This is a genomic window from Phascolarctobacterium sp. (assembly GCF_030531065.1).
In the GTDB taxonomy this organism is placed as follows: Bacteria; Bacillota; Negativicutes; order Acidaminococcales; family Acidaminococcaceae; genus Phascolarctobacterium_A.
Genome location: NZ_JAUNOQ010000003.1, coordinates 24,246 through 48,266, shown reverse-complemented (window position 1 = coordinate 48,266; position 24,021 = coordinate 24,246). Strand labels below are relative to the sequence as shown.

Here is a 24,021-nt window from a genome sequence, read left to right as displayed (position 1 = left end):
GTGTCTAGAATTGGTAAGATGCCAATTACTGTTCCCGCTGGTGTAACAGTTACTATTGAAAACAATCATGTGACCGTTAAAGGTCCTAAAGGCGAGCTGGCTCGTCAAATCAATAAAAACATGAAGCTGACCATGGACAATGGTGTTATCACCGTTGAGCGTCCTAACGACGAAAAAGAGAACCGTTCTCTGCATGGCCTGTCCCGCACTCTGATCAACAACATGATCGTAGGCGTAACCCAGGGCTTCAGCAAAACCCTGGAAATCAACGGCGTAGGTTACCGTGCTGCTAAACAAGGCAACAACATCAACTTCACTCTGGGTTTCTCTCACCCGGTTGTTAAAGAGCCGCCTGCTGGTATTACTTTTGAGGTTCCCGCTCCGAACAAAATCGTTGTAAGCGGTGCCGACAAAGAAGTCGTAGGCGCAGTTGCTGCTGAAATCCGTACTTTGCGTCCGCCTGAGCCTTATAAAGGTAAAGGTATCCGTTATGAAGGCGAACATGTTCGTCGTAAGATCGGTAAAGCTGGCGCTAAAGGCAAGAAATAATTTCTAAAAGAAGGGAGTGAAACTCTTGCTTAACAGAGTTGATAAAAACGAGAAACGTCAAAAACGTCATCTCCGTTCTCGTAGATATATTATCGGTACAGCAGAAAGACCTCGTCTGAACGTATATCGTTCCCTGTCCAACATTTACGCACAGGTTATTAACGATGAAACCGGCGAAACCATCGTTGCTGCTAACACCGTTCAAAAAGATCTGAAAGAAAACTACGGCGGCAATATTGAAGCTGCTAAGGCCGTAGGCAAAGCAATCGCTGAAAAGGCACTGGCTAAAGGCGTTAAAGAGGTAGTATTCGATCGTGGCGGTTACCTGTACCACGGCCGCGTTGCTGCTCTGGCAGAAGCTGCCCGCGAAGCTGGCCTTGTATTCTAAGAGAAGGAGGAAATAAAGTGGCGAACTTCGAAAATAAAGAAAACGAATTACAAGAAAGAGTCGTTTTCATCAACCGTGTTGCTAAGGTTGTTAAAGGCGGACGTCGTTTCTCCTTCGCTGCACTTGTTGTTGTAGGTGATGAAAATGGTCATGTAGGCATGGGCCTGGGTAAAGCTGCAGAGGTTCCTGAAGCTATCCGTAAGGGCGTTGAAGACGCTAAGAAAAGCCTGGTTAGCGTACCGCTGGTTGGTACTACCATTCCTCATGAAATCATCGGCGTATTCGGCGCAGGCCGCGTATTCCTGAAACCGGCTAGAGAAGGTACCGGCGTTATCGCTGGCGGCCCTGTTCGTGCCGTTCTGGAGCTGGCTGGCGTTCGTGATATTCTGACTAAATCTCAGGGCTCTTCCAACCCGAACAATATGGTTCGTGCAACCATTGAAGGTCTGAAGGCTTTGAAGAGCGCTGAATCTGTTGCAGCTCTGCGTGGTAAAACCGTAGAAGAATTGTTGGGCTAAGGAGGACTTTGTCATGGCACAAATTAAAATTACTCTGACCCGCAGCTTGATCGGTTACCCGAAAGATCAGCGTGCAACCGTTAAAGCTCTGGGCTTAGGCAAAATCAATACTAATGTTGTTAAAGAAGATACTCCGACTATTCGCGGCATGATTCATAAAGTAGAACATCTCGTGAAAGTTGAAGAAGCGTAAGGCAAGGAGGTGTACTGAAGATGAAATTACATGAATTGTCTCCCGCTCCTGGCTCTAAACGTGCAGCAGTTCGCGTAGGCCGTGGCCTGGGTTCCGGCCTGGGCAAAACTTCCGGTAAAGGCCAGAAGGGTCAGAAATCCCGTTCCGGCGGCGTAAAGCGCCCTGGTTTTGAAGGCGGTCAAAGACCTTTGTACCTGCGTCTTCCGAAACGCGGCTTCTACAATAAATTTGGCAAGGAATATGTTGAAATCAACGTTTCCGTACTCAATCGCTTTGAGGACGGCACCGTTGTTGAACCTGTAATGCTCATCGAAGAAGGTATCGTTAAAAACATTCGCGACGGTATCCGTATTCTCGGCAATGGTGAATTAACCAAAAAGCTTACCGTTCAAGCTATGGGCTTCAGCAAATCCGCTGAAGAGAAAATTATCGCAGCAGGCGGTAAGATTGAGGTGATCTAAAGTGTTAGCAGCCCTCGCAAACATATTTAGAATTACAGAACTCAGGCAAAAAGTTATATTTACTCTCGCCATGTTCATCGTATTCAGGGCTGGAACACATATCCCTGTTCCTGGCGTTAACGCTACAGTAATTGAACAGCTTTTCCGCAGCGGCAATTTGTTTGGCCTCTTGGATATGTTCAGCGGCGGCGCCTTGAGCAAATTCTCAATTTTTGCTATGAGTATTACCCCATACATCAATGCTTCAATTATTTTGCAGCTGTTGAAGGTGGTTGTACCAACCTTGGAGCAATGGTCCAAGGAAGGCGAAGAAGGCTATAAGAAAACGACAAAGCTGACCCGTATGCTGACGGTGGCTTTGGCGTTTATCCAGGCCTGCGGTATGGCCTATGGCCTGAAGATGGCGATCAATAACCCCGGAATCATGTCGATTCTGCTGATCGCTTTAACTCTTACGGCAGGCACTGTCTTTCTTATGTGGATCGGCGAGCAGATTACTGCCCGCGGCGTCGGCAACGGTATTTCTCTGATAATTTTTGCCGGTATCGTATCCCGTCTGCCCGACGGCTTAAAAATAATTTTCCAATATTTACAAGCAGGCACGGTCAACATCTTGAACGTAATTTTGTTCGCGGCTATTGCTCTGGCTATGATAGTTTTTGTAATTATCATCTCCCAGGGTATTCGCAAAATTCCCGTTCAATATGCAAAGCGTGTTGTAGGCAAAAAAGCATATGGCGGTCATACAAGCTATATACCTTTAAAGGTCAATCAGGCTGGCGTAATTCCCATCATCTTCGCTTCTTCTGTGTTGATGTTCCCGGTAACTATCGCCCAGTTTGTAGACGTTCCCTGGGTTAAAACCATGGGCAAGTGGTTTGAGTGGGGCAGCCCGCTGCAAACTACTCTCTATGTTCTGATGATTTTGTTCTTCACCTATTTCTATACGGCTGTCAGCCTGAACATCGGTGATTTGTCGGACAATATTAAAAAGAACGGCGGTTTTATTCCCGGACTTCGTCCCGGTAAGCCTACAACAGATTATCTTGACAGAGTAATGTCCAGAATAACTCTGGCAGGCGCCATCTTCCTCTCATTAATTGCGCTGATGCCTCACGTTATCGGCTGGATAACCCGCATTGATGGTATTTACTTCGGCGGTACTGCTCTTTTGATCGTAGTCGGCGTTGCATTGGATACTATGAAGCAAATAGAGTCTCTGGTACTGATGCGTCATTATCATGGCTTTATGAAATAGGAGGAATTCAGAATGTATATTCTTTTAATGGGACCTCCGGGTGCCGGCAAAGGCACTCAAGCAGAAAAACTCATTGATGAATTTAAAATCCCTCATATCTCCACTGGAGACATGTTCCGTGCAGCTGTAAAGCAAGGCACTGAGCTTGGTAAAGAGGCAAAAAGATACATGGATGCCGGCGGCCTTGTCCCCGACGTCGTAACCATTGGCATTGTTCGCGAAGGCTTGTCCAAACCCGAATGTGCAAATGGCTTTATTTTGGATGGCTTCCCGAGAACTGAAGAGCAGGCAGTTGCTCTGGACGGGATCCTGAAAGACCTGGGCATTAAATTGACCGGTGTTGTAAATATCGCTGTTCCTGATTCCGAGCTGGTTGGCCGCGTTACCGGCCGCCGCATCTGCAAAGCCTGCGGCGCTACCTATCACGTAAGCTTTAATCCCAGCAAGGTTGACGATGTATGCGATAAGTGCGGCGGTAATCTTTATCAGCGTGACGACGATAAGGAAGCAACCGTTAAGAATCGTTTACAGGCATATCATGCACAAACTGAACCGTTAATCGAGTACTACAAAAAACAAGGCTTATTCAAGGATATCGACGGCTTGCAGCCTATCGACAAAGTATATGCCGACGTTAAGGCTAGTCTCGGATGTAGCAAATAAGGAGGTAAAGCTGTGTCCAAACAGGATGTAATTGAGGTTGAAGGCACAATTCTTGAAGCGCTTCCCAATGCTATGTTCCAGGTACAACTGGTCAACGGTCACACCATTCTCGCACATATATCCGGTAAGATTCGTATGAACTTCATCAAGATTTTGCCTGGTGATAAGGTTACCGTGGAGCTTACTCCGTACGACCTCAATCGTGGAAGAATTACTTATCGGTATAAATAACCAAGACAGGCAAAGAGGAGGTTTAAATTATGAAAGTAAGACCGTCTGTTAAGCCAATATGTGAAAAATGCAAAGTCATTAAACGTAAAGGCCATGTAATGGTAATTTGCGAAAATCCGAAACATAAACAAAAACAAGGTTAAGAAGGAGGTGCACATTAATGGCACGTATTTCTGGTGTCGATTTGCCGAGAGATAAACGCATTGAGTATGCACTGCCGTATATTTACGGTATCGGCCTGACTCTCTCTCGTGAAATCTTAGCTAAAACTGGTATTAACCCGGACACTCGCGTTCGCGATCTGACCGAGGATGAAGTAGCCAAGATCCGTGAAACTCTGGATCAGGGTTATAAAGTAGAAGGTGACCTCCGCCGTGAGGAATCCCTCAACATCAAACGCTTAATCGAAATTGGTTCCTATCGTGGCAGAAGACATCGTGCAGGTCTGCCCGTTCGCGGCCAAAACACTAAAAACAATGCCCGCACCCGTAAAGGTCCGAAACGTACTATTGCAGGCAAGAAGAAATAATTAGCGAGGGAGGGATAAACCAGTGGCTGGCAAGAAAGTTGTTCGCAACAAAAAGAAAGTTAGCAAAAACGTAATTAACGGTGTAGCACACATTCGCTCCACTTTCAATAATACTATTGTTACCATCTCTGATACCGAAGGTAACGTTTTGAGCTGGGCATCCGCAGGTGGCCTCGGTTTCCGCGGCAGCCGCAAGAGCACTCCGTTTGCTGCGCAAATGGCTGCTGAAGAAGCAACTAAAGCTGCAATGGATCATGGCTTAAAACAAGTTGAAGTATATGTAAAAGGCCCTGGCGCTGGCCGTGAAGCTGCTATCCGTGCGCTTCAGGCTGCAGGTCTCGAAGTTAACTCCATTAAAGACGTTACTCCGATTCCGCATAATGGCTGCCGTCCGCCGAAACGCAGAAGAGTATAATTGGAGGTGTACCTAGATGGCAATTGATAGAACGCCTGTCCTGAAAAGATGCAGATCTTTGGGCTTAGCTCCCGCATTTCTGGGCATTAGCAAGGAATCTAAACGCCAAGCTAAACGCCAAAACAGAAAAAAGAGCGAGTATGGCATTCAGTTAACTGAAAAACAAAAAGCTAAATTTATTTATGGTGTCCTGGAAAAACAATTCCGCGGCTACTATGATAAAGCTAAGAAGATGGAAGGTATCACCGGTGAAAACCTGCTGATCCTTTTGGAAAGAAGAATTGATAATATCGTTTTCCGCCTGGGCTTGGCTAACACCCGCCGTCAGGCTCGCCAAATCGTAAGACATGGCCACATTGCCGTTAACGGCAAGCGTCTGGACATTCCTTCCGCTTTGGTAAAAGCTGGCGATGTTGTAAGCGTAATGGAAAACAGCCGTGCAAAAGAATACTTCAAAGGCATGGACGAGACTCTGGCTACTAAAGCAGTTCCGGCTTGGCTGGTTCTGGACGCTGCTAATCTGAGCGGTAAAGTAGATCGTTTCCCGACTCGTGAGGAAATTGATGTTCCTATCGAAGAGCATCTCATCGTTGAGTTGTACTCTAAATAATTAGTGAACATCTTGTGCCACCCACTGAGAGACGTATTGTGGTAATACGCGAAAGAAGGAGGCTTTCCGAATGATTGAAATTGAAAAACCTAAGATGGTTACAGCTGAGATCAGCGAAGATGGTCGCTATGGCAAATTTGTTTGGGAGCCGCTGGAGAGAGGCTATGGCATTACGCTGGGCAACAGCCTGCGTCGCGTTTTGCTGTCCTCCCTGCCGGGTGCCGCAGTAACTTACGTTAAAATTGACGGAGTTCTGCACGAGTTTGCTACTATTCCTGGCGTTCGTGAGGATGTCGCAGACATCATTCTGAACATTAAGGCTTTGTGCCTGAAAATGGAAGGCGAAGAGGAAAAAGTCCTGCGAATTGAATGCTCTGGTGAGCAGGAAGTTACTGCGGCAAATATTATTGCTGACAGCGATGTAGAGATTTTGAACCCTGAGCTGCATATTGCGACTTTAGATAAGGACGCAGTTTTCAATATGGAAATCCATGTTGATAAGGGCCTCGGTTATGTTCCTGCGGATAAGAATAAACAGCCGGATCAGCCCATCGGAATTATTCCGGTAGACTCCATTTACTCTCCCATTACCAGAGTAAAATTTGCTGTTAACGATACCCGCGTAGGCAATGTTACCAACTATGACAAGCTTACTTTGGAAGTTTGGACTGACGGCAGCGTTATGCCTGATGAAGCTGTAAACATGGCTTCCGGCATCTTAATTGATTATCTCAAGTTGTTCCATACCGGCGATACCGATACTCCTACTATCAGCGTAGCCGGCGGTTCTGAACCGGAAGGTGCTGAACCTAAAAAAGAGGGTCCTGGTGCAATGTCTATCGACGATCTTGACCTGTCCGTGCGCAGCAACAACTGCCTGCGCCGTGCCGGTATCAATACCGTAGAAGAGTTAACCATGAAATCCGAAGAAGATATGATGAAAGTTCGTAACTTGGGCCGTAAGTCCCTGGATGAAGTTAAGAAGAAACTTAGCGATCTGGGATTGTCCTTACGCAAAAGTGATGAAGACTAATTAAGGGGGTCAGAAGTACATGGCATACAGAAAACTGGGTCGTAATTCCAGCAACCGTAAAGCTCTGTTTCGCAGCATTTTAACTTCCTTCTTCAAATATGGCAGAATCGAAACCACCATTACCAAGGCTAAAGAAGTAGCTAAGCAATCCGCTCAGCTGATCACCTTGGCTAAACGCGGCGACCTGCATGCTCGCCGTCAGGTTTTGGCAGTACTGGTTGACGAAGCCGTTACCAAAAAACTGTTTGAAGAAATTGCTCCGAAATATGAAGGCAGACAAGGCGGCTTTACTCGTATTTACAGAGTAGGTCCCCGTCGCGGTGATGCTGCAGAAATGGCTATTATCGAGCTCATCTAATTCAGAGCGTTTTAAGCAGGAACTTCGGTTCCTGCTTTTTCTTTTTGTATTTGCTATTATGCTGATAATGCAATATAATTATAATCTAAGGAGACTCTTGACAGTACCTCGATGTATGAGATGTTTGAGACGCCGCAGATAATAGAAATTTTTGATATCATTGATTCTTTTAAAAAGAATGCTATGGCATAGTATAGCGCCAGACTAGCAAAAAAGCAAACCCCTTACTCTTCTGACTTTTATCAGAATGGTAAGGGGTTTATTGCTTGCACTATGCCGTGTAGCTGAATAGCTGGCGGCGTTAAGCTGTCTTTAAGGATTTTTCCTTTTTCTTTTGGATCATGTAGAGAACTGCGCAAACGGTTACGCCCACGGCGTCGGTTACGATACCGGGATACATCAGGCCCAGGGAGCCGGCTAGGACGATAACGCGCAGCCACAATGCCAACGGAGCCAGAAAATAGCCTTCCGTTGCAACGGCCAGCAGGAATACGCCAAGGCAGGCGGAGGCTGCCGTCCAGACGCCTTCAAATACAGTGGTGTCGATAAGCATCAGCTGGGGCGAGAAGACGAACATAAAGGGAACGATAAAGCCTGCGATGGCCAGCTTGACGGAAGCGAAGCCGGTCTTCATGGGATCGCCGCCGGAAAGGCCGGCTGCGGCAAAGGAAGCCAGCGCTACAGGCGGAGTCAGGTTTGCAAACATGGCGTAATAGAACGAGAACATATGAGCTGCTGCCGGAGCGATACCAAGCTTAGCCAGTGCCGGAGCGGCGATAGCTGCGGTGATGATGTAAGCCGGAATGGAGGGCAGGCCCATGCCGAGGATCATGCAGGTTATCATGGTGAATACCAGCGTGAAGAGGATGCTGGTGCCGCCCAAAGCAATGATGGTGTTGGCCATGGTCAGGCCAAAGCCGGTTTTGGAGCAGACGCCGATGATAATGCCTACGCAGGCGCAGGCTACGGCTACGGATACGGTTTGCTTAGCGCCGTCGGCCAGAGCGGTTACCATATCGTTAAAGCTCATGCGGGTTTCTTTTTTCAGCTGCGCTACGATAATCGTCAGCACGATGGTCAGTACTGCCGAATAAACGACGGTAGTGCCGGAAAAGAAGAGCATGTAGAGCAAGAAAAATACGGGAATTAAAAGATGGCCGCGGGAATTGATAACGGCTTTAAAGGAAGGCAGCTGTTCTTTGGGGAGACCGACCAAGCCGTCCTTGGAGGCGCGCAGCTGTACCTGAATGATAATGCCGAGATAATAAAGTAAGGCTGGGATTGCCGCCCAAATAATAATGCTGGAATATTTTACGCCCAGCATTTCCGCCATGATAAAAGCGGCCGCGCCCATGATGGGAGGAAGCAGCTGACCGCCTACAGAAGCTGCGGATTCTACTGCGCCGGCAAATTCTTTGGAATAGCCGGTTTTTTTCATCAGCGGGATGGTGAACGCGCCGGTAGTAACGACGTTGGCTACTGCGGAGCCGTTGATGGAGCCTAAAAGACCGGAAGCCAGTACGGAAACCTTCGCCGGGCCGCCTTTAGTATGACCGGCCAGGGATAACGCGAGGTCGTTGAACAGCTGTCCCATACCGGATTTGCTCATGACAGCGCCGAACAGAATAAACAGATAAATATAGCTGGCCGCTACGTTGACGGACGTGCCGTAAATGCCTTCGGTGTTGGCGAAGAAATGGTTGGAAAGACTGAGCCAGTCGTAGCCGCGGTGCATGAACATACCCGGCATTTCGCGCCCGAACAGACCGTAACCAATAAAAATAAGGCTCAAAATAGATAATACATTGCCGCTTACACGTCTGGAGGCTTCCAAAACGAGAACTACCAGCAGCGTGGCCATGATCATGTCCATCGTATTGGCGTTGCCGGCTCTTTCGACTACGCCTAAATAGTTAGTAGAAATATAGATGGGCGCCGCTAAGGACAGCGCGACTAACAGCCAGTCTATAATGGACGGCGTGGTAAAGCTGGATTTTTTACACATGGGATACATCAGGAAGGTAAGCGCCAGCATCATGGATACGTGAATGGAACGGTGAATCAGCGTTAAGGGCGGACCAAAGGTCGCGGTGTATAAATGGTACAGGGAAACGAGCAGGCAAAGCACGAAGAAAATCTTTTTCATGACGCCGGAAAAGCTTCTGGTCGTAGATTCCTTGTCCAGCTTTTTGATAATTTCGTCGGATTTTTTTTGCATTTCGGCGCTGGCTTCAAAGTTTAACTGCTCGTCCGCCGGCTTCTTTTTAATATCCGTCATCGAAAACACCCCTTCTCTCAATAACTAAAACTAATCTGGTATGTTCAGGAAGGATACGTCCGCTGGTTACCAGAACATCATTAATTTTGATTTCGCGCGTGAACATGTTGGAATTAATCCAAACAAACTGAGGGAAAAGCTGACCTATTTCCTCCATATAAATGCGTCCTTTTTCTATACGGGTTCGTTTGCCCTTGTTTTCGGGAATGCCTGCGCCGAAGGCAGGAAAGGAAATAGCGTCTAATTCCAGCGTATTGTCGGCGTTGATATGATAATATTCGTGCCAGGAGATGCGCTCTAAGGAATGAATCCAGCCGAAGAACAGCTTGTCGCCTGTTTTTACAGGATAGCGCACATACTCTTTGCCCGTTTGATAATCATAAATACGCAGGACTTTTTTGTTGGAATATAGTTGCTGCCAGCCCAAAAGGCTGGCAGCAATAGTACTGAGCAGTAAAATTACTGTTATTAATGTCTTCTTTGACATGTTTTTCACTGGAATGAAATTCGTTTGCTTGAGAAACTGATGACAGCTTCTTATTTCAGCAAGCCCTTTTCCTTATAATACTTGATGGCGCCGGGGTGCAGCTGAACGGAGGTGCCTTGAATACCGCGCAGAGCAGTGTCCAGTTTGATTTCGCGTTTTGCGGTTGCATGGGAAGCGCCGATAACCTCTAAGCCCTTAGGATCGTAGATACCGGACAACAGGTCGTAAACCACATCGTCGGACAGGTTCTTGCTGACCAGCATGATATTCATAACGGCTGCGGTAGTGGTATCCTTTTGAGTGCCGTATACGTCTTTAGGAATAGTCCATTCTACATAGAAGGGATATTTAGCGATTAATTTTTTCAAAGCTTCGCCTTCAACGGGAACGAATACGATTTCTTTGGCGGTACCCAGTTCTTTAATCGTAGCGTTGCCTAAGCCGGAGGTTACGAAAGCTACGTCGCACTGGCCGTTTTTAATTTGGTCGATAGCTTCGCCGTAGGAGAGGTAGTCGACCTTAGCGTCCTTATAGGTCATGCCGTGAGCTTCAAACATCATGCGCGCGTTCAGCTCTACGCCGGAGTTAGGCGCGCCAACGCCTACGCGCTTGCCTTTCAGGTCTTCAAATTTAGTAATGCCGCTGTCCTTGGTGGTTACAATCTGGCAGACATTCGGCCACAAGCCCATCATAGCGCGCAGATCCTCGGCTTTGGGTTTGCCCTGGTAAGCGCCGAAGGCTTCTACTGCCTGGATAACGGAGTCGCTCATAGCGATGGCCATTTCGCCCTTGCCGGTCAGGATAGCGTTGATGTTTTCAGCCGTAGCGCCGGTTGCCGTAGCGGATGTTTTGTAGCCCATTTCGCCGACAACTTTAGAGAAAGCGCCGCCGATGGGGAAGTAAATGCCGCTGGTGGGACCCGTCAGCACCGTGATAAACTCCTTGGAACGATCGAGCTTACCGGCGCTTTTGCCGTCCGCTTTCTTGTCGCCGCCGCAGGCTGCCACGGTTAAAGCCATAACGATCATCATCATGAGAGCAATAATTTTTTTCATAAACATTTCGCCTCTTTCCTCTTGACTTTTCACAATTGTAAAGCTACAATTCCTTAATTCAATTATATCATATCGCTATGCGTTACGATAGTTTTTTACGGAAAATAAAAAATACTCTGCGTTAGGAGTCGTTAAGCCTTAATGATTTTGTAAAAATGTTTATAAAAATGCAAAAAAGTAATCGCCCTGCCGACTATTCTTTACAGGCGCAGACTGTCGGCTTATAATTAAATTAGAAAAGAGCGATTAAAAAATTTTTCGCGAAGGAGGTTCGCAATGGAATTTCAATTTAACGGACAGAATTATTCTTACGGTTCGCGCCGTCGCGTCGTATACGCAAAACGCGGCATGGTCTGCACCTCGCAGCCGTTGGCGGCGCAGGCCGGCCTGCAAATTTTGCAGCGGGGCGGCAACGCCATCGACGCTGCTATTGCCACGGCTATCTGCCAGACGGTGACGGAGCCGACGAATAACGGCTTGGGCAGCGATTGCTTTGCGTTGGTTTGGGTCAAGGATAAGCTATACGGTTTGAACGGCAGCGGCTATGCGCCGCAGAATTTGACGGCGGCAGCGGTAGCGGCTCATGGATATACGGAGAAGATGCCGTTTTTCGGCTGGTGCGCCGTAACGGTGCCGGGCGCGGCCGCGGCATGGGCCGAGCTGCACAAGCGCTTTGGCAGGCTGCCCTTCGCGCAGTTGTTTGAACCTGCGATCAGCTACGCGGAAGACGGCTATCCGGTTTCGCCCATCGTGGCGCGTTTTTGGCAGGCGGGCGTAGAAAAGTTCACTCCTTATAAAGGCGACGCGGCTATCGCGCCGTGGTTCGCAGCCTTCGCTCCGCAGGGACGCGCGCCCAAAACAGGCGAAATTGTTCGCTTGCCGGGGCACGCTAAAACTTTGCGCCTGTTGGCGGAAAGCTATTGTGAAAGCTTGTACCGCGGCGAGCTGGCGCGGGAGATAGCCGCGTTCAGCGAGCGTACCGGCGGCTTTTTGACGGCGGCGGATTTGGCGGATTACCATGCGGAGTGGCAGGAGCCGCTGCATATAAATTACCGCGGCTACGAGGTATGGGAAATGCCGCCTAACGGGCACGGCGTCACAGCGTTGATGGCGCTGAATATTTTAAAGGGCTTTGAGTTTGCCGACAGGGACTGCGGCGCAACTTTCCATAAGCAAATCGAAGCGATGAAGCTGGCTTTTGCCGACGGCATGAAATATATCGCCGACCCGCGCTATATGAAAGTAAAAACCGAGGAGCTGCTGTCGGAGGAGTACACGGCGCAGCGGCGCGCTTTGATAGGCGAGCAGGCGCTGCTGCCTAAGGCCGGCAAACCGTTCTGCGGGGGGACGGTGTACTTGTGTACGGCGGACGGCGAGGGCAATATGGTTTCCTTTATCCAAAGCAATTACAAGGATTTCGGCAGCGGCGTCGTGCTGCCGGGGTATGGGTTTAATTTTAATTGCCGCGCTGCGGGGTTCAGCCTGGACCCACAGTCGGACGATTATTTGCAGCCGCGCAAAAAACCGTATCACACGATAATTCCCGGCTTTTTGACGAAGGACGGACGTGCAGTCGGACCGTTCGGCGTGATGGGCGCTTATATGCAGCCGCAGGGCCACGTGCAGGTGATTATGAACACGGTGGACTTTTTGCTGAATCCACAGGCCGCGTTGGACGCGCCGCGCTGGCAGTGGCTTGAAGGCAAAAAAATTTTGCTGGAGGACAGGGTCCCACAGGATATTGTAGACGAATTGCGCCGCCGCGGACACGAGGTAGCAGTGACGGGCGATTATACGAGCTTCGGGCGCGGCGAGATTATCTGGCGCGACGACGCGGGCGTGCTGGCCGGGGCGACGGAACCGCGCGCCGACGGCACAGTAGCGGCTTGGTAGCGTTTGGTTACTTGCGGGTGACTAGGGCACTAAAAAGTGCTTACTTTACACTAAGAAGCGCGCGGCGTATAATGAAGCTATCCTAAAAATTCCGAGGAGGTATTCGATTATGAAAAAAGAAATAGAAACCTTTGTTGCAGAACAAACTAAAGCTTTGCTGGCCGCTCCAAGCGCCTGCAAGGAAATAAAGGCCGCAGCCGAAGCCTGGATTGCCGCCGTTGGCACTGACGGCGAAAAAGCGGCGACGGAAAAATATATCGCCGAGCTGGAGGCGGATATTATGCCCATCGACGGCTTAATCGCTTTCGCCGGGTCGGAAGCCGGCGTAAAAGTTTTCGGCGCGGAGCTGGCAAAAAATATTTTGGCTCATGCGGAAGAAATTAAAGGCGCTGGCGCGACTTACTGCGACTGCCCGGCTTGCGCTGCCTGCAAAGCAATTTTAGAACATAAGGAAGAAATGCTGTAAGGAAATAGAATGTTTAACGCTTTGGCGAAGTACAGGTTGCTGCGCCAAAGCGCTATTTCTTTATTAAAAGCGAACGCGCCGCCGCAAAATGCGACGGCGCGTTTACAGAAAGAATAGTATATGATATAATGGTTTTCAGAGATAGCTGACTTGTCGGTTTTCCTACTACCTACGGGTAGGGGGTGATGGCATGACGGTTGCAGAAGCCTTGTCGTTGATGATAAGTTTTGCCACGTTAGTAGTCCTCATTCTCTCGTTTAATCGTCCGCGATAAAATGAGAAAAACCGCCTAACGTGCGGTTAAGCGGTCTTCCGTCAACTTTTTAAGTTAGAAGGGGAGAGCTGACTTCCCACGGTCGGCTATCTCTTCCTTTATTATAAGGCTTAATTAAAAAATAGTCAATGTGTTCAATAAAGCATAATATGCTTTTGGCAAAAACGCAAAAAAATAACCGCCGAGCCTCGGAAACTTGCGGTTATTTTTAACTAAAGTTTAAGGGACAACCGCTTATCGGTAGCGTCTCTTTGTATTTATATTATAGCAAGGCGAAAGCAAAAAGTCAAATTTCCTACGCCTTTTACCACAGTCCCAGGCAATGCTGCATGACAAGGCTGACGAACGTGATGCCGACCCAGCAACAGAAACCCATGAGGATGGGCTTGCCGCCCGTTTTAATCAGCTTAATGATGTTTGTATTCAGCCCGATGGCGCTCATGGACATAATTATAAAAAATTTGCTCAGGTTCTTTAGCGGGGTGAAGGCTTCGTTGGCGACGCCCATATTTAAAGCTACGGTAGTAATTAAAGAAGCCAGTACGAAATAAATTATGAAAAACGGAAAGACGCTTTTGACGCTGAATTTTTGCCCGTCGCTTTGCCCGCCCTTCGCCGCCAGACAGGCCAGCGCCATGGTGATGGGGATAATCGCCAGCGTGCGCGTCAATTTTACGGTGACGGCTTTATCCAGCGTCGCCGAGCCGAGGTGGTGCATGGAATCCCAGGTCGCAGCTGCCGCCGTGACGGACGAAGTGTCGTTGACCGCCGTGCCGGCAAAAATGCCGAAGGCTTCGCCGCTGCCGGTAGAAAAACCCACCAGCATTCCCAAAGTCGGGAAGCAGAGCGCGGCCACCATATTGAAAAAGAAAATGACGGAGATGGCCTGCGCTACTTCTTCGTCGTTGGCTTTGATAACGGGAGCCGTAGCCGCTACTGCCGAACCGCCGCAAATGGAGGAACCCACGCCAACGAGCGTGGAAATTTTGCCGGGGATGCGCAGCAGCTTGTGCAGCGCCCAGGCGATAACGAGCGAGGTGGCGATGGTCGTAATAATGATGGGCAGCGATTGCTTGCCTGTTTGCAGGACGACGGATAAATTCAAACCGAAGCCCAATAAAATAACCGCATATTGCAGAATTTTTTTGGAAACGAAATTTACGCCGCTTTGCAGAGGCGTTTTATTTTTAATAAACAGCGTGATGAGCATTCCCGCGAGGATGGCGAAGACCGGGCCGCCCACCAGCGGGAAAATTTTGCCCAGGAACCAGCAGGGTATAGAAATAAGTAAGCAAAGCAGAATGCCTTTAAAATTCTTTTGGAAAAATTGCATGAACCAACCTTCTTTCATAAAACGATAGTAATATATTAACAGAAAAATGTCGATGATGTCAAACGCCGCAGAGTGTGGTAAAATATTATGTAAAACACAGCGGTTCGCAAAAAGCTTGTGCGAAGCTATTTATCGCGCAGCGCTTGGCGAGCCGCGGTGTAGAGGCTGCAATATTTTTTTATTGGAGGGGATACTAATGGAGTATACAAAATTAACGCCTGACATATTACAAAAGCTGCGCGAGATAGTGGGGGAGGAAAATGTGCTGACGGACGCGGCTTTGTTAGAACCTTATGGACACGACGAGGTGACGGACCCGGCCTATCATAAGTTGCCGGAGGCTGTCGCTTTGGCGGAAAACGCCGAACAGGTTGCGGCGATTATCGCTCTGGCGAACGAATATCGTTTTCCGGTAACGCCGCGCGGAGCGGGAACAGGTTTGGCCTGCGGCGCGGTGCCTGTTTACGGCGGCCTGGTCTTGTCCTTGGAAAAAATGAACCGCATTATCGAAATTAACGCGGACGCTATGTACGCCGTCGTGGAGCCGGGCGTGCGCACTTCGGATTTGCAGGCGGCGGCGGAAGCTAAGGGCGTGTTTTACGCGGGCGACCCCTGCAGCGGCGATTCCTGCTTCATCGGCGGGAACATCGCGACGAACGCGGGCGGCAACCGCGCCGTAAAATACGGCACGACCAGGCATCAGGTGTACGCTGTGGAAGCGGTCAACCCGCAGGGCAAAATCGTGCGCTTGGGCGCGCGTTTGCAAAAGCAGTCCACGGGCTATTGCCTGGAGCAGCTCGTCATTGGCAGCGAGGGAACGCTGGGCGTTATTACGCAGGCAACTTTGAAGCTGATGCCGCTGCCGCAATACAGCGTCGACCTGCTGGTTGTCTTCCCCGGAGCGGAGGAGGCTATCGGCACGGTGCAAAAAATTATCGGCGCGGGGATAACGCCTACCTGCGTGGAGTATATGGATAATATCACTATTAAATCCGTAGAAAAATATCTGGGCTGCAAGCTGCAGGGCAGCGATAAGGGAAATTATCTTATTATAGAAGTCGAAGGCGTCAGCGAGGACGATTTGGATGAGAAATCCATCGCGCTGGATGAAATTTGCACGGCGAACGGCGCTTCCGATGTGCTGGTGGCCGACCATGATAAAATCTGGCAGGCGCGCAAAGCGTTCGCCGAAGCGGTGCGCGCCGAAAGCCTTATCGTCTGCAAGGAGGACGTGGTTGCGCCCGTGGATCAGGAGCCGCTGCTGTTGGCGGAGATTTTGCGCCTGGCGGAGAAGTACGACTTGGTAACGCGCATTGCCAGCCACGCGGGCGACGGCAATATCCATTTGAATATTTTAAAACGCCCCGAAGAAGATTACGCCGAGTGGGAGCGGCGCGTGGAGCAGAACCAGCAGGAGCTGTACGCTTTTATTTACGCTCACGGCGGCCGTCTTTCGGGCGAGCACGGCATCGGTTTTAAACGCAAGCGCTTAATGGAAGAATTTACGGAGCCGGAGGAGCTGGCGATGATGAAAGCAATTAAGAAGGCGCTGGACCCCAATAATATTTTGAATCCGGGAAAAATTTTTGATATTGAATAAGCAAATTAAATTTGGAGGAGCAGAAATTATGAAAGAGATATATACGTTAGCAGAAAAATACCATCAGGACGGCAATAATTGCGTGGAGTCCGTAGTTAAAGCCTGCAACGAGGGCTTGCAGCTCCAGTTGCCGCCGCAGGCCATCAGGATGATCAGCGGTATGGGCGGCGGCATCGGGCGCAGCGGCTGCGTTTGCGGCGCGCTGTCCGGCTCGGCGATGGTCATCAGCTCCATCGTCGGCAGGCTCGACCCGTCGGAAAAGCATCAGACGGAGGTTTATAAATATACGCACGAATTTTACGAGCGCTTTATGCAGCATTTCGGTTCGGCCTGCTGCGCCCAGCTCAATAAATTATCTTTCGGTACGCCGGAATATCGTACCAAGTGTATTAAAATCACGGCCGAAGCTGCGGACATGGTTTCGGATTATATTATGGAAAAAGGCTTGTTGGCTGATAAAAAATAAAACGCGCCGGCGTTGGGAATCGCAAAACGGTTTGTAAATCATGATTCGCAGATGGGACGCCGCTTTGGCTTTTGGAGTTTTATTTGCAGTTTGAAGTTTTATTGTTAAGGTGATGCTCATGGATTTTAAAATACAAGCGCCTTTCGAGCCGGCGGGCGACCAGCCGCAGGCTATCGCTAAGCTGGCGGCGGGCGTGGAAAAAGGATTGCGGACGCAGGTGCTTTTGGGCGCGACGGGTACGGGCAAGACGTACACTATTGCCCAGGTAATAAATAAAGTGCGCAAGCCGACGCTGGTCATCGCGCACAATAAAACTCTGGCCGCGCAGCTGGCCAGCGAGCTGAAGGCCTTCTTCCCGGAGAACGCCGTGGAATACTTTGTCAGCTATTACGATTACTACCAGCCTGAAGCTTATATTCCGCAGTCGGATACGTATATCGAGAAGGACGCTTCCATCAACGACGAAATCGATAAGCTGCGCCACTCGGCGACCAGCGCCTTGTTCGAGCGCAAGGACGTTATCATCGTGGCCAGCGTGTCCTGCATTTACGGCTTGGGCGCGCCCCAGGATTATTACGATATGGTGCTGTCGCTGCGCTTGGGGCAGATTATCGACCGCCAGAAAATTTTGCACAAGCTGGTGGAAATCCAGTACGACCGCAACGATATAGATTTTAAGCGCGGCACCTTCCGCGTGCGCGGCGACGTTATCGAAGTGATTCCGGCGGCCTACGGCGAAAAGGCCGTGCGCATCGAAATGTTCGACGACGAGGTGGACCGTATTTTGGAGTTCGACGTGCTGACGGGCGAAATTTTGGCGCAGCGCAACCACGTGGCTATTTTTCCCGCGTCCCACTATGTTACGAGCCGTGAAAATCTGGAGCGGGCGATGGACGACATCCGCGAGGAATTGCAGGAACGCTTAGAGTACTTGAACAGTAATTTTAAATTATTGGAAGCCCAGCGCCTGGAGCAGCGCACGAATTACGATTTGGAAATGATGAACGAAATGGGCTACTGCTCCGGCATTGAAAATTATTCGCGGCATTTGGCGGGGCGTAAGGCGGGCGAAGCGCCGTTTACGCTGGTCAATTATTTTCCCAAGGATTTTTTGCTGGTGGTGGACGAGTCCCACGTGACGCTGCCGCAGATCCGCGCTATGTACGCGGGCGACCGTTCGCGCAAGGAAATGCTGGTGGAGCACGGCTTTCGTCTGCCTTCCGCGTTCGATAACAGGCCGCTGACCTTCGACGAATTTCAGTCGCAGATTAAGCAGGCGATTTACGTATCGGCTACGCCCGCCGCTTACGAAATGGAGCAGGCAGACCAGGTAGTGGAGCAGATTATCCGTCCTACGGGTTTGCTGGATCCGCAGATTGAAATACGGCCCATCAAGGGGCAGATCGACGATTTGCTGGGCGAAATCAATAAGGTGGCGGCGGCCAACGAGCGCGTGTTGGTGACGACGCTGACGAAACGCATGGCCGAGGACCTGACGGAGTATTTGAAGCAGGCCGGCGTGCGCGTGCGTTATCTGCATTCGGAAATAGCTACGATTGAGAGAGCGGAAATTATCGACAGCCTGCGGGCAGGCAAGTTCGACGTGCTGGTGGGCATCAACCTGCTGCGCGAAGGCTTGGATTTGCCGGAGGTGTCGCTGATTGCCATTCTGGACGCGGACAAGGAGGGTTTTTTGCGCAGCGATACGGCGATGATTCAAACGATAGGCCGCGCCGCCCGCAACGCTCACGGGCGCGTTATTATGTACGCCGACAGGATTACGGACAGTATGCAGCGGGCTATCGACGAAACCAACCGCCGCCGCGAAAAGCAGGAAGCGTATAATAAAGAGCATCATATTACGCCGAAAACGATTTATAAAGAGCAGCGCCAGCTGATTAAGCTCACCAAGGTGGCCGACGGCGACGACGCGCCGACTTACGGTAGCAAAAATTTGAAGAAACAGTCCAGGAAAGAGCTGACGGTTATGGCGCGGGAGTTGGAGCGGCGTATGCAGGAAGCGGCCAAGGCTTTGGACTTTGAAGCGGCGGCCGAGCTGCGCGACCAGTTGATTTTAGTGAAGGGGCAGCTGGGGCAAAAGCTGCTGCCCAAGAAGAGTAAAAAGTAAAGCGTTAATTTATTTAACGCGGGAGAAGTTATGCAGGAAAAATTGATTGTTAAAGGCGCGCGCCAGCACAATTTAAAGGATATAACGGTAGAAATACCGCGCAATAAAATGGTTGTTATTACCGGCCTCAGCGGCAGCGGCAAATCCAGCCTAGCCTTTGATACCATTTATGCGGAGGGGCAGCGCCGTTATGTGGAAAGCCTGTCCGCCTACGCGCGGCAGTTTTTGGGGCAGATGGATAAGCCGGACGTGGATTATATCGAGGGCCTGAGTCCGGCGATTTCCATCGACCAGAAGACGACGAGCCGCAATCACCGTTCTACCGTGGGCACGGTGACGGAAATTTACGATTATCTGCGTTTGCTGTTCGCGCGTATCGGCGAGCCGCACTGCCCTAAATGCGGCAAGCTGATAGAGCAGCAGAGCGTGCAGCAAATCGTCGACCAGGTTTTGGCGCTGCCTGTGGGAACGCGCTTTATGGTGATGGCGCCGCTGGTGCGGGGGCGCAAGGGCGAGCATCAAAGAGTGCTGGACGATATGCGCCGCGCGGGCTATGTGCGTATGTTCGTGGACGGCGAGGTGCGTACATTAGATGAAGAAATTATTTTAGATAAAAAGAAAAAGCACAGCCTGTCGGTGGTTATCGACCGTTTGGCGGTGCGGGATAATATCCGTCAGCGCTTGACCGATTCTGTGGAAACGGCGCTGAAGCTGGCCGACGGCTTTGCCGAGGTTGCCGTGCTGGGCGAGGAGCGGCAGATTATGCTGTTCAGCGAGCATTTTGCCTGCAATGATTGCGGAATTAGCCTGCCGGCTATTGAGCCGCGTTTGTTTTCCTTTAATAATCCTTACGGCGCTTGCCCGGACTGCACCGGTCTGGGCATGAATATGGAATTTGACCAGGCGCTGATTATTCCCGACGGCAGCAAAAGCTTTGCCGACCGCTGCCTGGCGGCGTTCAGCAATAACCAGAATTCCTATTTTATGAAGCAGCTGGCGGCTGTGCTGGCGGAGAACGGTTACAGCCTGGACAACAGCTGGAACGATTTGCCGCCCGCTATGCAGGAGCTGCTGTGGCACGGCGCAGGCGAGCGCAAGTATAATTTCTGGTATGAAAATTTGCAGGGCGAGGTTAAGCTGTACGCCAAAGAATTTGAAGGCGTTCTGAATATTTTGAAGCGGCGTTACCGCGAGGCGTTCAGCGACGCGATGCGGCAGGAGTACGAGGAATTTATGACGAGCACGCCCTGCCCGACCTGTCACGGCAGCCGCTTAAAGCCGGAGGTTTTGTCGATTTTGGTGGGCGGCAAAAATATTTGTCAGGTGACGGCGCTGACGGTGCGCGACTGCCTGAAGTTTTTTGCCGACTTGCAGCTGACGCAGCGGCAGCAGCTTATCGGCAAGCAGGTGCTGAAGGAAATAGGCGCGCGGCTGCAATTTTTAAACGACGTGGGCCTGGACTATCTGACGCTGGACCGCAGCGCCGGCAGCTTGTCCGGCGGCGAGGCGCAGCGCATTCGTTTAGCGACGCAAATCGGCAGCGGACTGACGGGCGTGCTGTATATTTTGGACGAGCCTTCCATCGGCCTGCACCAGCGCGACAACAGCAAACTTTTGGCTACCTTGCAGCATTTGCGGGATTTGGGCAATACGCTGCTGGTGGTTGAGCACGATGAGGAAACGATGTACGCCGCCGACCAGATTATCGATATCGGACCCGGCGCAGGCGAGCACGGCGGCCAGGTGGTGGCGCAGGGCACGGCGGAAGAAATCAAAACGGTAGAAAATTCTATGACCGGCGCGTATCTGAGCGGCCGCAAATTTATTCCCGTGCCAAAAAGACGCCGTCCATGCGACGGGCGCTTTTTGACGATTAAGGGCGCGCGGGCCAATAATTTAAAAAATATCGACGTGTCGATTCCGTTGGGCGTCTTTACTGTAGTAACCGGCGTCAGCGGCAGCGGCAAATCCACGCTGATTAACGATATTTTATATAATACCTTGGGCGCGAAGCTGAACGGCGCGCGTCTGCGTCCCGCCGAACACGACTGCATCGAGGGCATCGAATACGCCGATAAGGTTATCAATATCGACCAGTCGCCCATCGGACGCACGCCGCGTTCCAATCCCGCGACGTACACGGGCGTTTTCGATTTTATCCGCGAGCTGTTCAGCCAGACGAACGAAGCGAAAATGCGCGGCTATAAGGCCGGGCGCTTCAGCTTTAACGTCAAGGGCGGGCGCTGCGAGGCCTGCCGCGGCGACGGCATGAATAAAATCGAGATGAATTTCCTGCCGGACGTGTACGTGCCCTGCGAGGTGTGCCACGGGGCGCGCTATAACCGCGATACGCTGGAGGTGCATTATAAAGGAAAGAATATCGCCGAGGTCTTGGACATGACGGTCAGCGAAGCCTGCGAGTTCTTTAAAAACCTGCCCCGCATTGCGCGCAAGCTGGAGGTTTTGGAGGACGTGGGCCTGGGCTATATCCATTTAGGCCAGGCGGCGACGACTTTATCCGGCGGCGAAGCGCAGCGCGTCAAGCTGGCGACGGAGCTGTCGCGCCGCAGTACGGGGCGTACCGTGTATATTTTGGACGAGCCTACGACGGGCCTGCATATTGCCGACGTGCATAAGCTGCTCGACGTGCTGCAGCGTTTGGTCGAAGGCGGCGACAGCGTTATCGTCATCGAGCATAATCTGGACGTGATTAAGGTCGCCGATTATATCATAGACTTGGGCCCCGAAGGCGGCGATAAGGGCGGCACGCTGGTGGCCTGCGGTACGCCGGAGGAAGTGGCGAAGGTGAAAAAATCGTATACGGGGCAATATATTAAGCGCGAGCTGGCTAAGGCGAAAAAGAACGGGTGGTACCAATGACGGAATTAGCGGCGGGGTTCAGCGACAGCATTAAAAACGCGCTGGCTGTGCTGCCGGATAAGCCCGGCGTGTACCTGATGCACGACGCCGAGGGCAAGGTTATTTATGTGGGCAAGGCAGTGGTGCTCAAAAACAGGGTGCGCAGCTATTTCCGCAATCTGGCCAGCCATACGCCCAAGGTGCGGGCTATGGTGGCGAAGATTGCCGAAATCGAAACCATCGTCACGTCCAGCGAGGTCGAGGCGCTGATTCTGGAATGCAACCTGATTAAGAAATACCGCCCGCGTTATAATATCAGCTTGAAGGACGATAAAACCTATCCTTATTTAAAGGTGACGGTGCAGGAGGATTTTCCGCGTTTGTTCGCCACGCGCAGGCTGAGCCGCGACGGCGCTAAATATTACGGCCCTTACGCCGACGCGGGCGCGATGCACGCTACGGTCAAGCTGCTGCGCGGTATGTTCCCGTTGCGCACCTGCCGCAAGATGAACCCCGACCGCCCCTGCCTGAATTATCATATCAAACGCTGCTTAGCTCCCTGCGCCGGGTATGTGAGCAAGGACGAATACCGCAAAATGATTCAAAGCGTGTGCATGGTTCTGGACGGGCGCACAACGGAGCTGGAGCGCGATTTAAAGCGGCGCATGCAGGAGGCGGCGGAAAATTACGCTTTTGAAGAAGCGGCGCGTTTGCGCGACCAGCTGCAGGCGGTGGAGCGGCTCAACGAATCGCAAAAGGCCGTGACGAATAACGGCGGCGATATGGACGTTATCGGTTACGGGCAGGATATGACCGGCATTTGCCTGCAAATATTTTTCGTGCGTAAGGGCAAGCTTATCGGGCGCGATAATTTTTTCCTGCACGACGACGGCGACGAGCCGCGCGAGGTGCTGACTGCTTTCGTTAAACAGTATTATAATGAAGCTACTTTTATACCGAAGGAAATAATTTTGCCGTACCTGCCGGAGGAGGACGAGCTGCGGCTGATAACGTCGTGGCTGACGGAAAAGGCGCAGCGCAAGGTAGAGCTGCTGACGCCCCAGCGCGGCGTGAAAAAGGATTTGCTGCAGTTGGCCGACGACAACGCCGCTAAGCTTTTGGAAGAGCGCTTGCGCAAGGGCAGCCTGTCGCTGAAAAACGACGCGCAGGCCGCTGAAGAATTGCAGCAGGCGCTGGGGCTGCCGCATTCTCTGGAGCGGATGGATTGCTTCGATATCAGCCATACGCAGGGCAGCGAAACGGTGGCGTCCATGGTGGTTTTCCGCAACGGCAGCGTCAGCAAGAAGGATTACCGTAAGTATAAGATAGTGTCCGCCGAGGGCAAGCCGGACGATTTTAAATCCATGCAGGAGGTTGTTTACCGGCGTTACAAGGATTACGAGGATTTGCCCAGTCTGGTGGTCATCGACGGCGGCAAGGGGCAGCTCAGCTCGGCGTTAGAGGTTATCCGCGGTCTAGGGCTGGCCGAGCTGCCGGTAGTAGGCCTAGCCAAGCGCGAGGAAGAAATTTTCGTGCCGCATCAAAGCGAAAGCATTTTGCTGGACAGGGACAGCGCGGCGCTGCATCTCATTCAGCGTATCCGCGACGAGGCGCACCGTTTTGCGATTACCTACCACCGCAAGCTGCGGGGCAAGCGCAATCTGGTTTCCGTGCTGGACCATGTGGAGGGCATTGGCCCCAAACGGCGGCAGGAGCTGTGGAAGGCGTTCAAAACTTTGGACGCGATGAAAGCGGCGGACGTGGAAGCGTTGGCGGCGGTGGAAGGCATGAACCGCGCGGCGGCGCAGACCTTGTATGATTTTTTCCGGCTGGAGCTGCCGGAGAAAAAAGAGATTTTAAAGTGAAAGGATTTCTCCCCCAGTCACCTTCGGTGACAGCCCCCTCAATGAGGGGGCACAAATAAGAGATTATCCTCAATTATTGCCCCCTCTTAGAGGGGGCTGGCATTTTGCTTG

At 51.1% G+C, this 24,021-nt stretch carries 26 protein-coding genes; 22 read left to right on the top strand and 4 right to left on the bottom strand.

The window, feature by feature from the left end:
* The 14 genes from rplF to rplQ all read left to right on the top strand — a co-directional run bounded on the left by rplF (position 1) and on the right by rplQ (position 7,206).
* Positions 1-549, top strand: coding sequence for a 50S ribosomal protein L6 (gene rplF, locus Q4E64_RS02630; protein ID WP_303166103.1), 549 nt, complete (start codon positions 1-3; stop codon positions 547-549).
* Positions 550-574: 25 nt separating this feature from the next.
* Complete coding sequence (gene rplR / locus Q4E64_RS02625) at positions 575-937, top strand: 50S ribosomal protein L18 (RefSeq protein ID WP_368501489.1); 363 nt, start codon at positions 575-577, stop codon at positions 935-937.
* 17 nt (positions 938-954) lie between these two features.
* A complete protein-coding gene (gene rpsE / locus Q4E64_RS02620; protein ID WP_293728735.1) occupies positions 955-1,455 on the top strand; it encodes a 30S ribosomal protein S5 in 501 nt (166 codons plus the stop codon).
* 13 nt (positions 1,456-1,468) lie between these two features.
* A complete protein-coding gene (gene rpmD, locus Q4E64_RS02615) occupies positions 1,469-1,648 on the top strand; it encodes a 50S ribosomal protein L30 (RefSeq protein WP_293728736.1) in 180 nt (59 codons plus the stop codon).
* Between the two features lie 20 nt (positions 1,649-1,668).
* The gene (gene rplO, locus Q4E64_RS02610) at positions 1,669-2,109 is read left to right on the top strand and encodes a 50S ribosomal protein L15 (RefSeq protein ID WP_293728737.1); all 441 of its coding nucleotides are present in this window, start codon (positions 1,669-1,671) and stop codon (positions 2,107-2,109) included.
* Position 2,110: 1 nt separating this feature from the next.
* Positions 2,111-3,367, top strand: a complete 1,257-nt coding sequence (secY, locus tag Q4E64_RS02605; protein WP_293728738.1) for a preprotein translocase subunit SecY — start codon at positions 2,111-2,113, stop codon at positions 3,365-3,367.
* Between the two features lie 12 nt (positions 3,368-3,379).
* The gene (locus Q4E64_RS02600; protein WP_293728739.1) at positions 3,380-4,030 is read left to right on the top strand and encodes an adenylate kinase; all 651 of its coding nucleotides are present in this window, start codon (positions 3,380-3,382) and stop codon (positions 4,028-4,030) included.
* A gap of 12 nt (positions 4,031-4,042) precedes the next feature.
* On the top strand, positions 4,043-4,261 hold the full coding sequence (infA, locus tag Q4E64_RS02595) for a translation initiation factor IF-1 (RefSeq protein WP_009145407.1): 219 nt from the start codon (positions 4,043-4,045) through the stop codon (positions 4,259-4,261).
* A gap of 29 nt (positions 4,262-4,290) precedes the next feature.
* Positions 4,291-4,404, top strand: a complete 114-nt coding sequence (rpmJ, locus tag Q4E64_RS02590) for a 50S ribosomal protein L36 (RefSeq protein WP_004092858.1) — start codon at positions 4,291-4,293, stop codon at positions 4,402-4,404.
* Between the two features lie 17 nt (positions 4,405-4,421).
* Positions 4,422-4,790 (top strand): 30S ribosomal protein S13, encoded by a 369-nt coding sequence (gene rpsM, locus Q4E64_RS02585; RefSeq protein WP_293728740.1) that lies wholly within the window; start codon positions 4,422-4,424, stop codon positions 4,788-4,790.
* A gap of 22 nt (positions 4,791-4,812) precedes the next feature.
* On the top strand, positions 4,813-5,205 hold the full coding sequence (gene rpsK, locus Q4E64_RS02580) for a 30S ribosomal protein S11 (RefSeq protein ID WP_293728741.1): 393 nt from the start codon (positions 4,813-4,815) through the stop codon (positions 5,203-5,205).
* Positions 5,206-5,221: 16 nt separating this feature from the next.
* Complete coding sequence (rpsD, locus tag Q4E64_RS02575) at positions 5,222-5,815, top strand: 30S ribosomal protein S4 (protein ID WP_293728742.1); 594 nt, start codon at positions 5,222-5,224, stop codon at positions 5,813-5,815.
* Positions 5,816-5,885: 70 nt separating this feature from the next.
* The gene (locus Q4E64_RS02570) at positions 5,886-6,848 is read left to right on the top strand and encodes a DNA-directed RNA polymerase subunit alpha (RefSeq protein ID WP_303166100.1); all 963 of its coding nucleotides are present in this window, start codon (positions 5,886-5,888) and stop codon (positions 6,846-6,848) included.
* Positions 6,849-6,867: 19 nt separating this feature from the next.
* Positions 6,868-7,206, top strand: coding sequence for a 50S ribosomal protein L17 (rplQ, locus tag Q4E64_RS02565; protein ID WP_303166099.1), 339 nt, complete (start codon positions 6,868-6,870; stop codon positions 7,204-7,206).
* Positions 7,207-7,507: 301 nt separating this feature from the next.
* Here rplQ and Q4E64_RS02560 read toward each other — a convergent pair whose 3' ends face one another.
* Genes Q4E64_RS02560 through Q4E64_RS02550 form a run of 3 tightly spaced genes read right to left on the bottom strand, consistent with a single transcriptional unit; the run spans position 7,508 to position 11,032 of the window.
* On the bottom strand, positions 7,508-9,484 hold the full coding sequence (locus Q4E64_RS02560) for a TRAP transporter permease (RefSeq protein WP_303166098.1): 1,977 nt from the start codon (positions 9,482-9,484) through the stop codon (positions 7,508-7,510).
* Positions 9,471-9,971, bottom strand: coding sequence for a DUF1850 domain-containing protein (locus Q4E64_RS02555; protein WP_303166097.1), 501 nt, complete (start codon positions 9,969-9,971; stop codon positions 9,471-9,473). Before Q4E64_RS02555 ends, Q4E64_RS02560 begins: the two co-directional genes overlap by 14 nt.
* A gap of 50 nt (positions 9,972-10,021) precedes the next feature.
* On the bottom strand, positions 10,022-11,032 hold the full coding sequence (locus tag Q4E64_RS02550) for a TAXI family TRAP transporter solute-binding subunit (RefSeq protein WP_368501488.1): 1,011 nt from the start codon (positions 11,030-11,032) through the stop codon (positions 10,022-10,024).
* Positions 11,033-11,302: 270 nt separating this feature from the next.
* Between Q4E64_RS02550 and Q4E64_RS02545 the strand changes: the two genes are divergently transcribed.
* The 3 genes from Q4E64_RS02545 to Q4E64_RS11435 all read left to right on the top strand — a co-directional run bounded on the left by Q4E64_RS02545 (position 11,303) and on the right by Q4E64_RS11435 (position 13,659).
* On the top strand, positions 11,303-12,919 hold the full coding sequence (locus tag Q4E64_RS02545) for a gamma-glutamyltransferase family protein (protein ID WP_303166095.1): 1,617 nt from the start codon (positions 11,303-11,305) through the stop codon (positions 12,917-12,919).
* A 109-nt stretch (positions 12,920-13,028) separates the two neighbouring features.
* The gene (locus tag Q4E64_RS02540; RefSeq protein WP_303166094.1) at positions 13,029-13,385 is read left to right on the top strand and encodes a molecular chaperone Hsp90; all 357 of its coding nucleotides are present in this window, start codon (positions 13,029-13,031) and stop codon (positions 13,383-13,385) included.
* Between the two features lie 190 nt (positions 13,386-13,575).
* Positions 13,576-13,659, top strand: coding sequence for a putative holin-like toxin (locus Q4E64_RS11435; RefSeq protein WP_366936029.1), 84 nt, complete (start codon positions 13,576-13,578; stop codon positions 13,657-13,659).
* Positions 13,660-13,963: 304 nt separating this feature from the next.
* Here Q4E64_RS11435 and Q4E64_RS02535 read toward each other — a convergent pair whose 3' ends face one another.
* Complete coding sequence (locus Q4E64_RS02535; protein ID WP_303166092.1) at positions 13,964-14,992, bottom strand: YeiH family protein; 1,029 nt, start codon at positions 14,990-14,992, stop codon at positions 13,964-13,966.
* Positions 14,993-15,188: 196 nt separating this feature from the next.
* Between Q4E64_RS02535 and Q4E64_RS02530 the strand changes: the two genes are divergently transcribed.
* The 5 genes from Q4E64_RS02530 to uvrC all read left to right on the top strand — a co-directional run bounded on the left by Q4E64_RS02530 (position 15,189) and on the right by uvrC (position 23,910).
* Positions 15,189-16,592: an FAD-binding oxidoreductase gene (locus tag Q4E64_RS02530; protein ID WP_303166090.1), complete on the top strand. Its 1,404-nt coding sequence runs from the start codon at positions 15,189-15,191 to the stop codon at positions 16,590-16,592.
* Between the two features lie 28 nt (positions 16,593-16,620).
* Positions 16,621-17,058: a C-GCAxxG-C-C family (seleno)protein gene (locus Q4E64_RS02525; RefSeq protein WP_303166089.1), complete on the top strand. Its 438-nt coding sequence runs from the start codon at positions 16,621-16,623 to the stop codon at positions 17,056-17,058.
* Positions 17,059-17,176: 118 nt separating this feature from the next.
* Positions 17,177-19,186, top strand: coding sequence for an excinuclease ABC subunit UvrB (gene uvrB / locus Q4E64_RS02520; protein ID WP_303166088.1), 2,010 nt, complete (start codon positions 17,177-17,179; stop codon positions 19,184-19,186).
* A gap of 30 nt (positions 19,187-19,216) precedes the next feature.
* Complete coding sequence (gene uvrA / locus Q4E64_RS02515; protein WP_303166087.1) at positions 19,217-22,066, top strand: excinuclease ABC subunit UvrA; 2,850 nt, start codon at positions 19,217-19,219, stop codon at positions 22,064-22,066.
* Positions 22,063-23,910 carry an excinuclease ABC subunit UvrC gene (gene uvrC, locus Q4E64_RS02510; protein ID WP_303166086.1) on the top strand — a complete coding sequence of 616 codons (1,848 nt, stop codon included), beginning with the start codon at positions 22,063-22,065 and terminating at the stop codon, positions 23,908-23,910. The genes uvrA and uvrC overlap by 4 nt, the downstream gene beginning before the upstream one ends.
* The last annotated feature ends 111 nt before the right edge of the window (positions 23,911-24,021 follow it).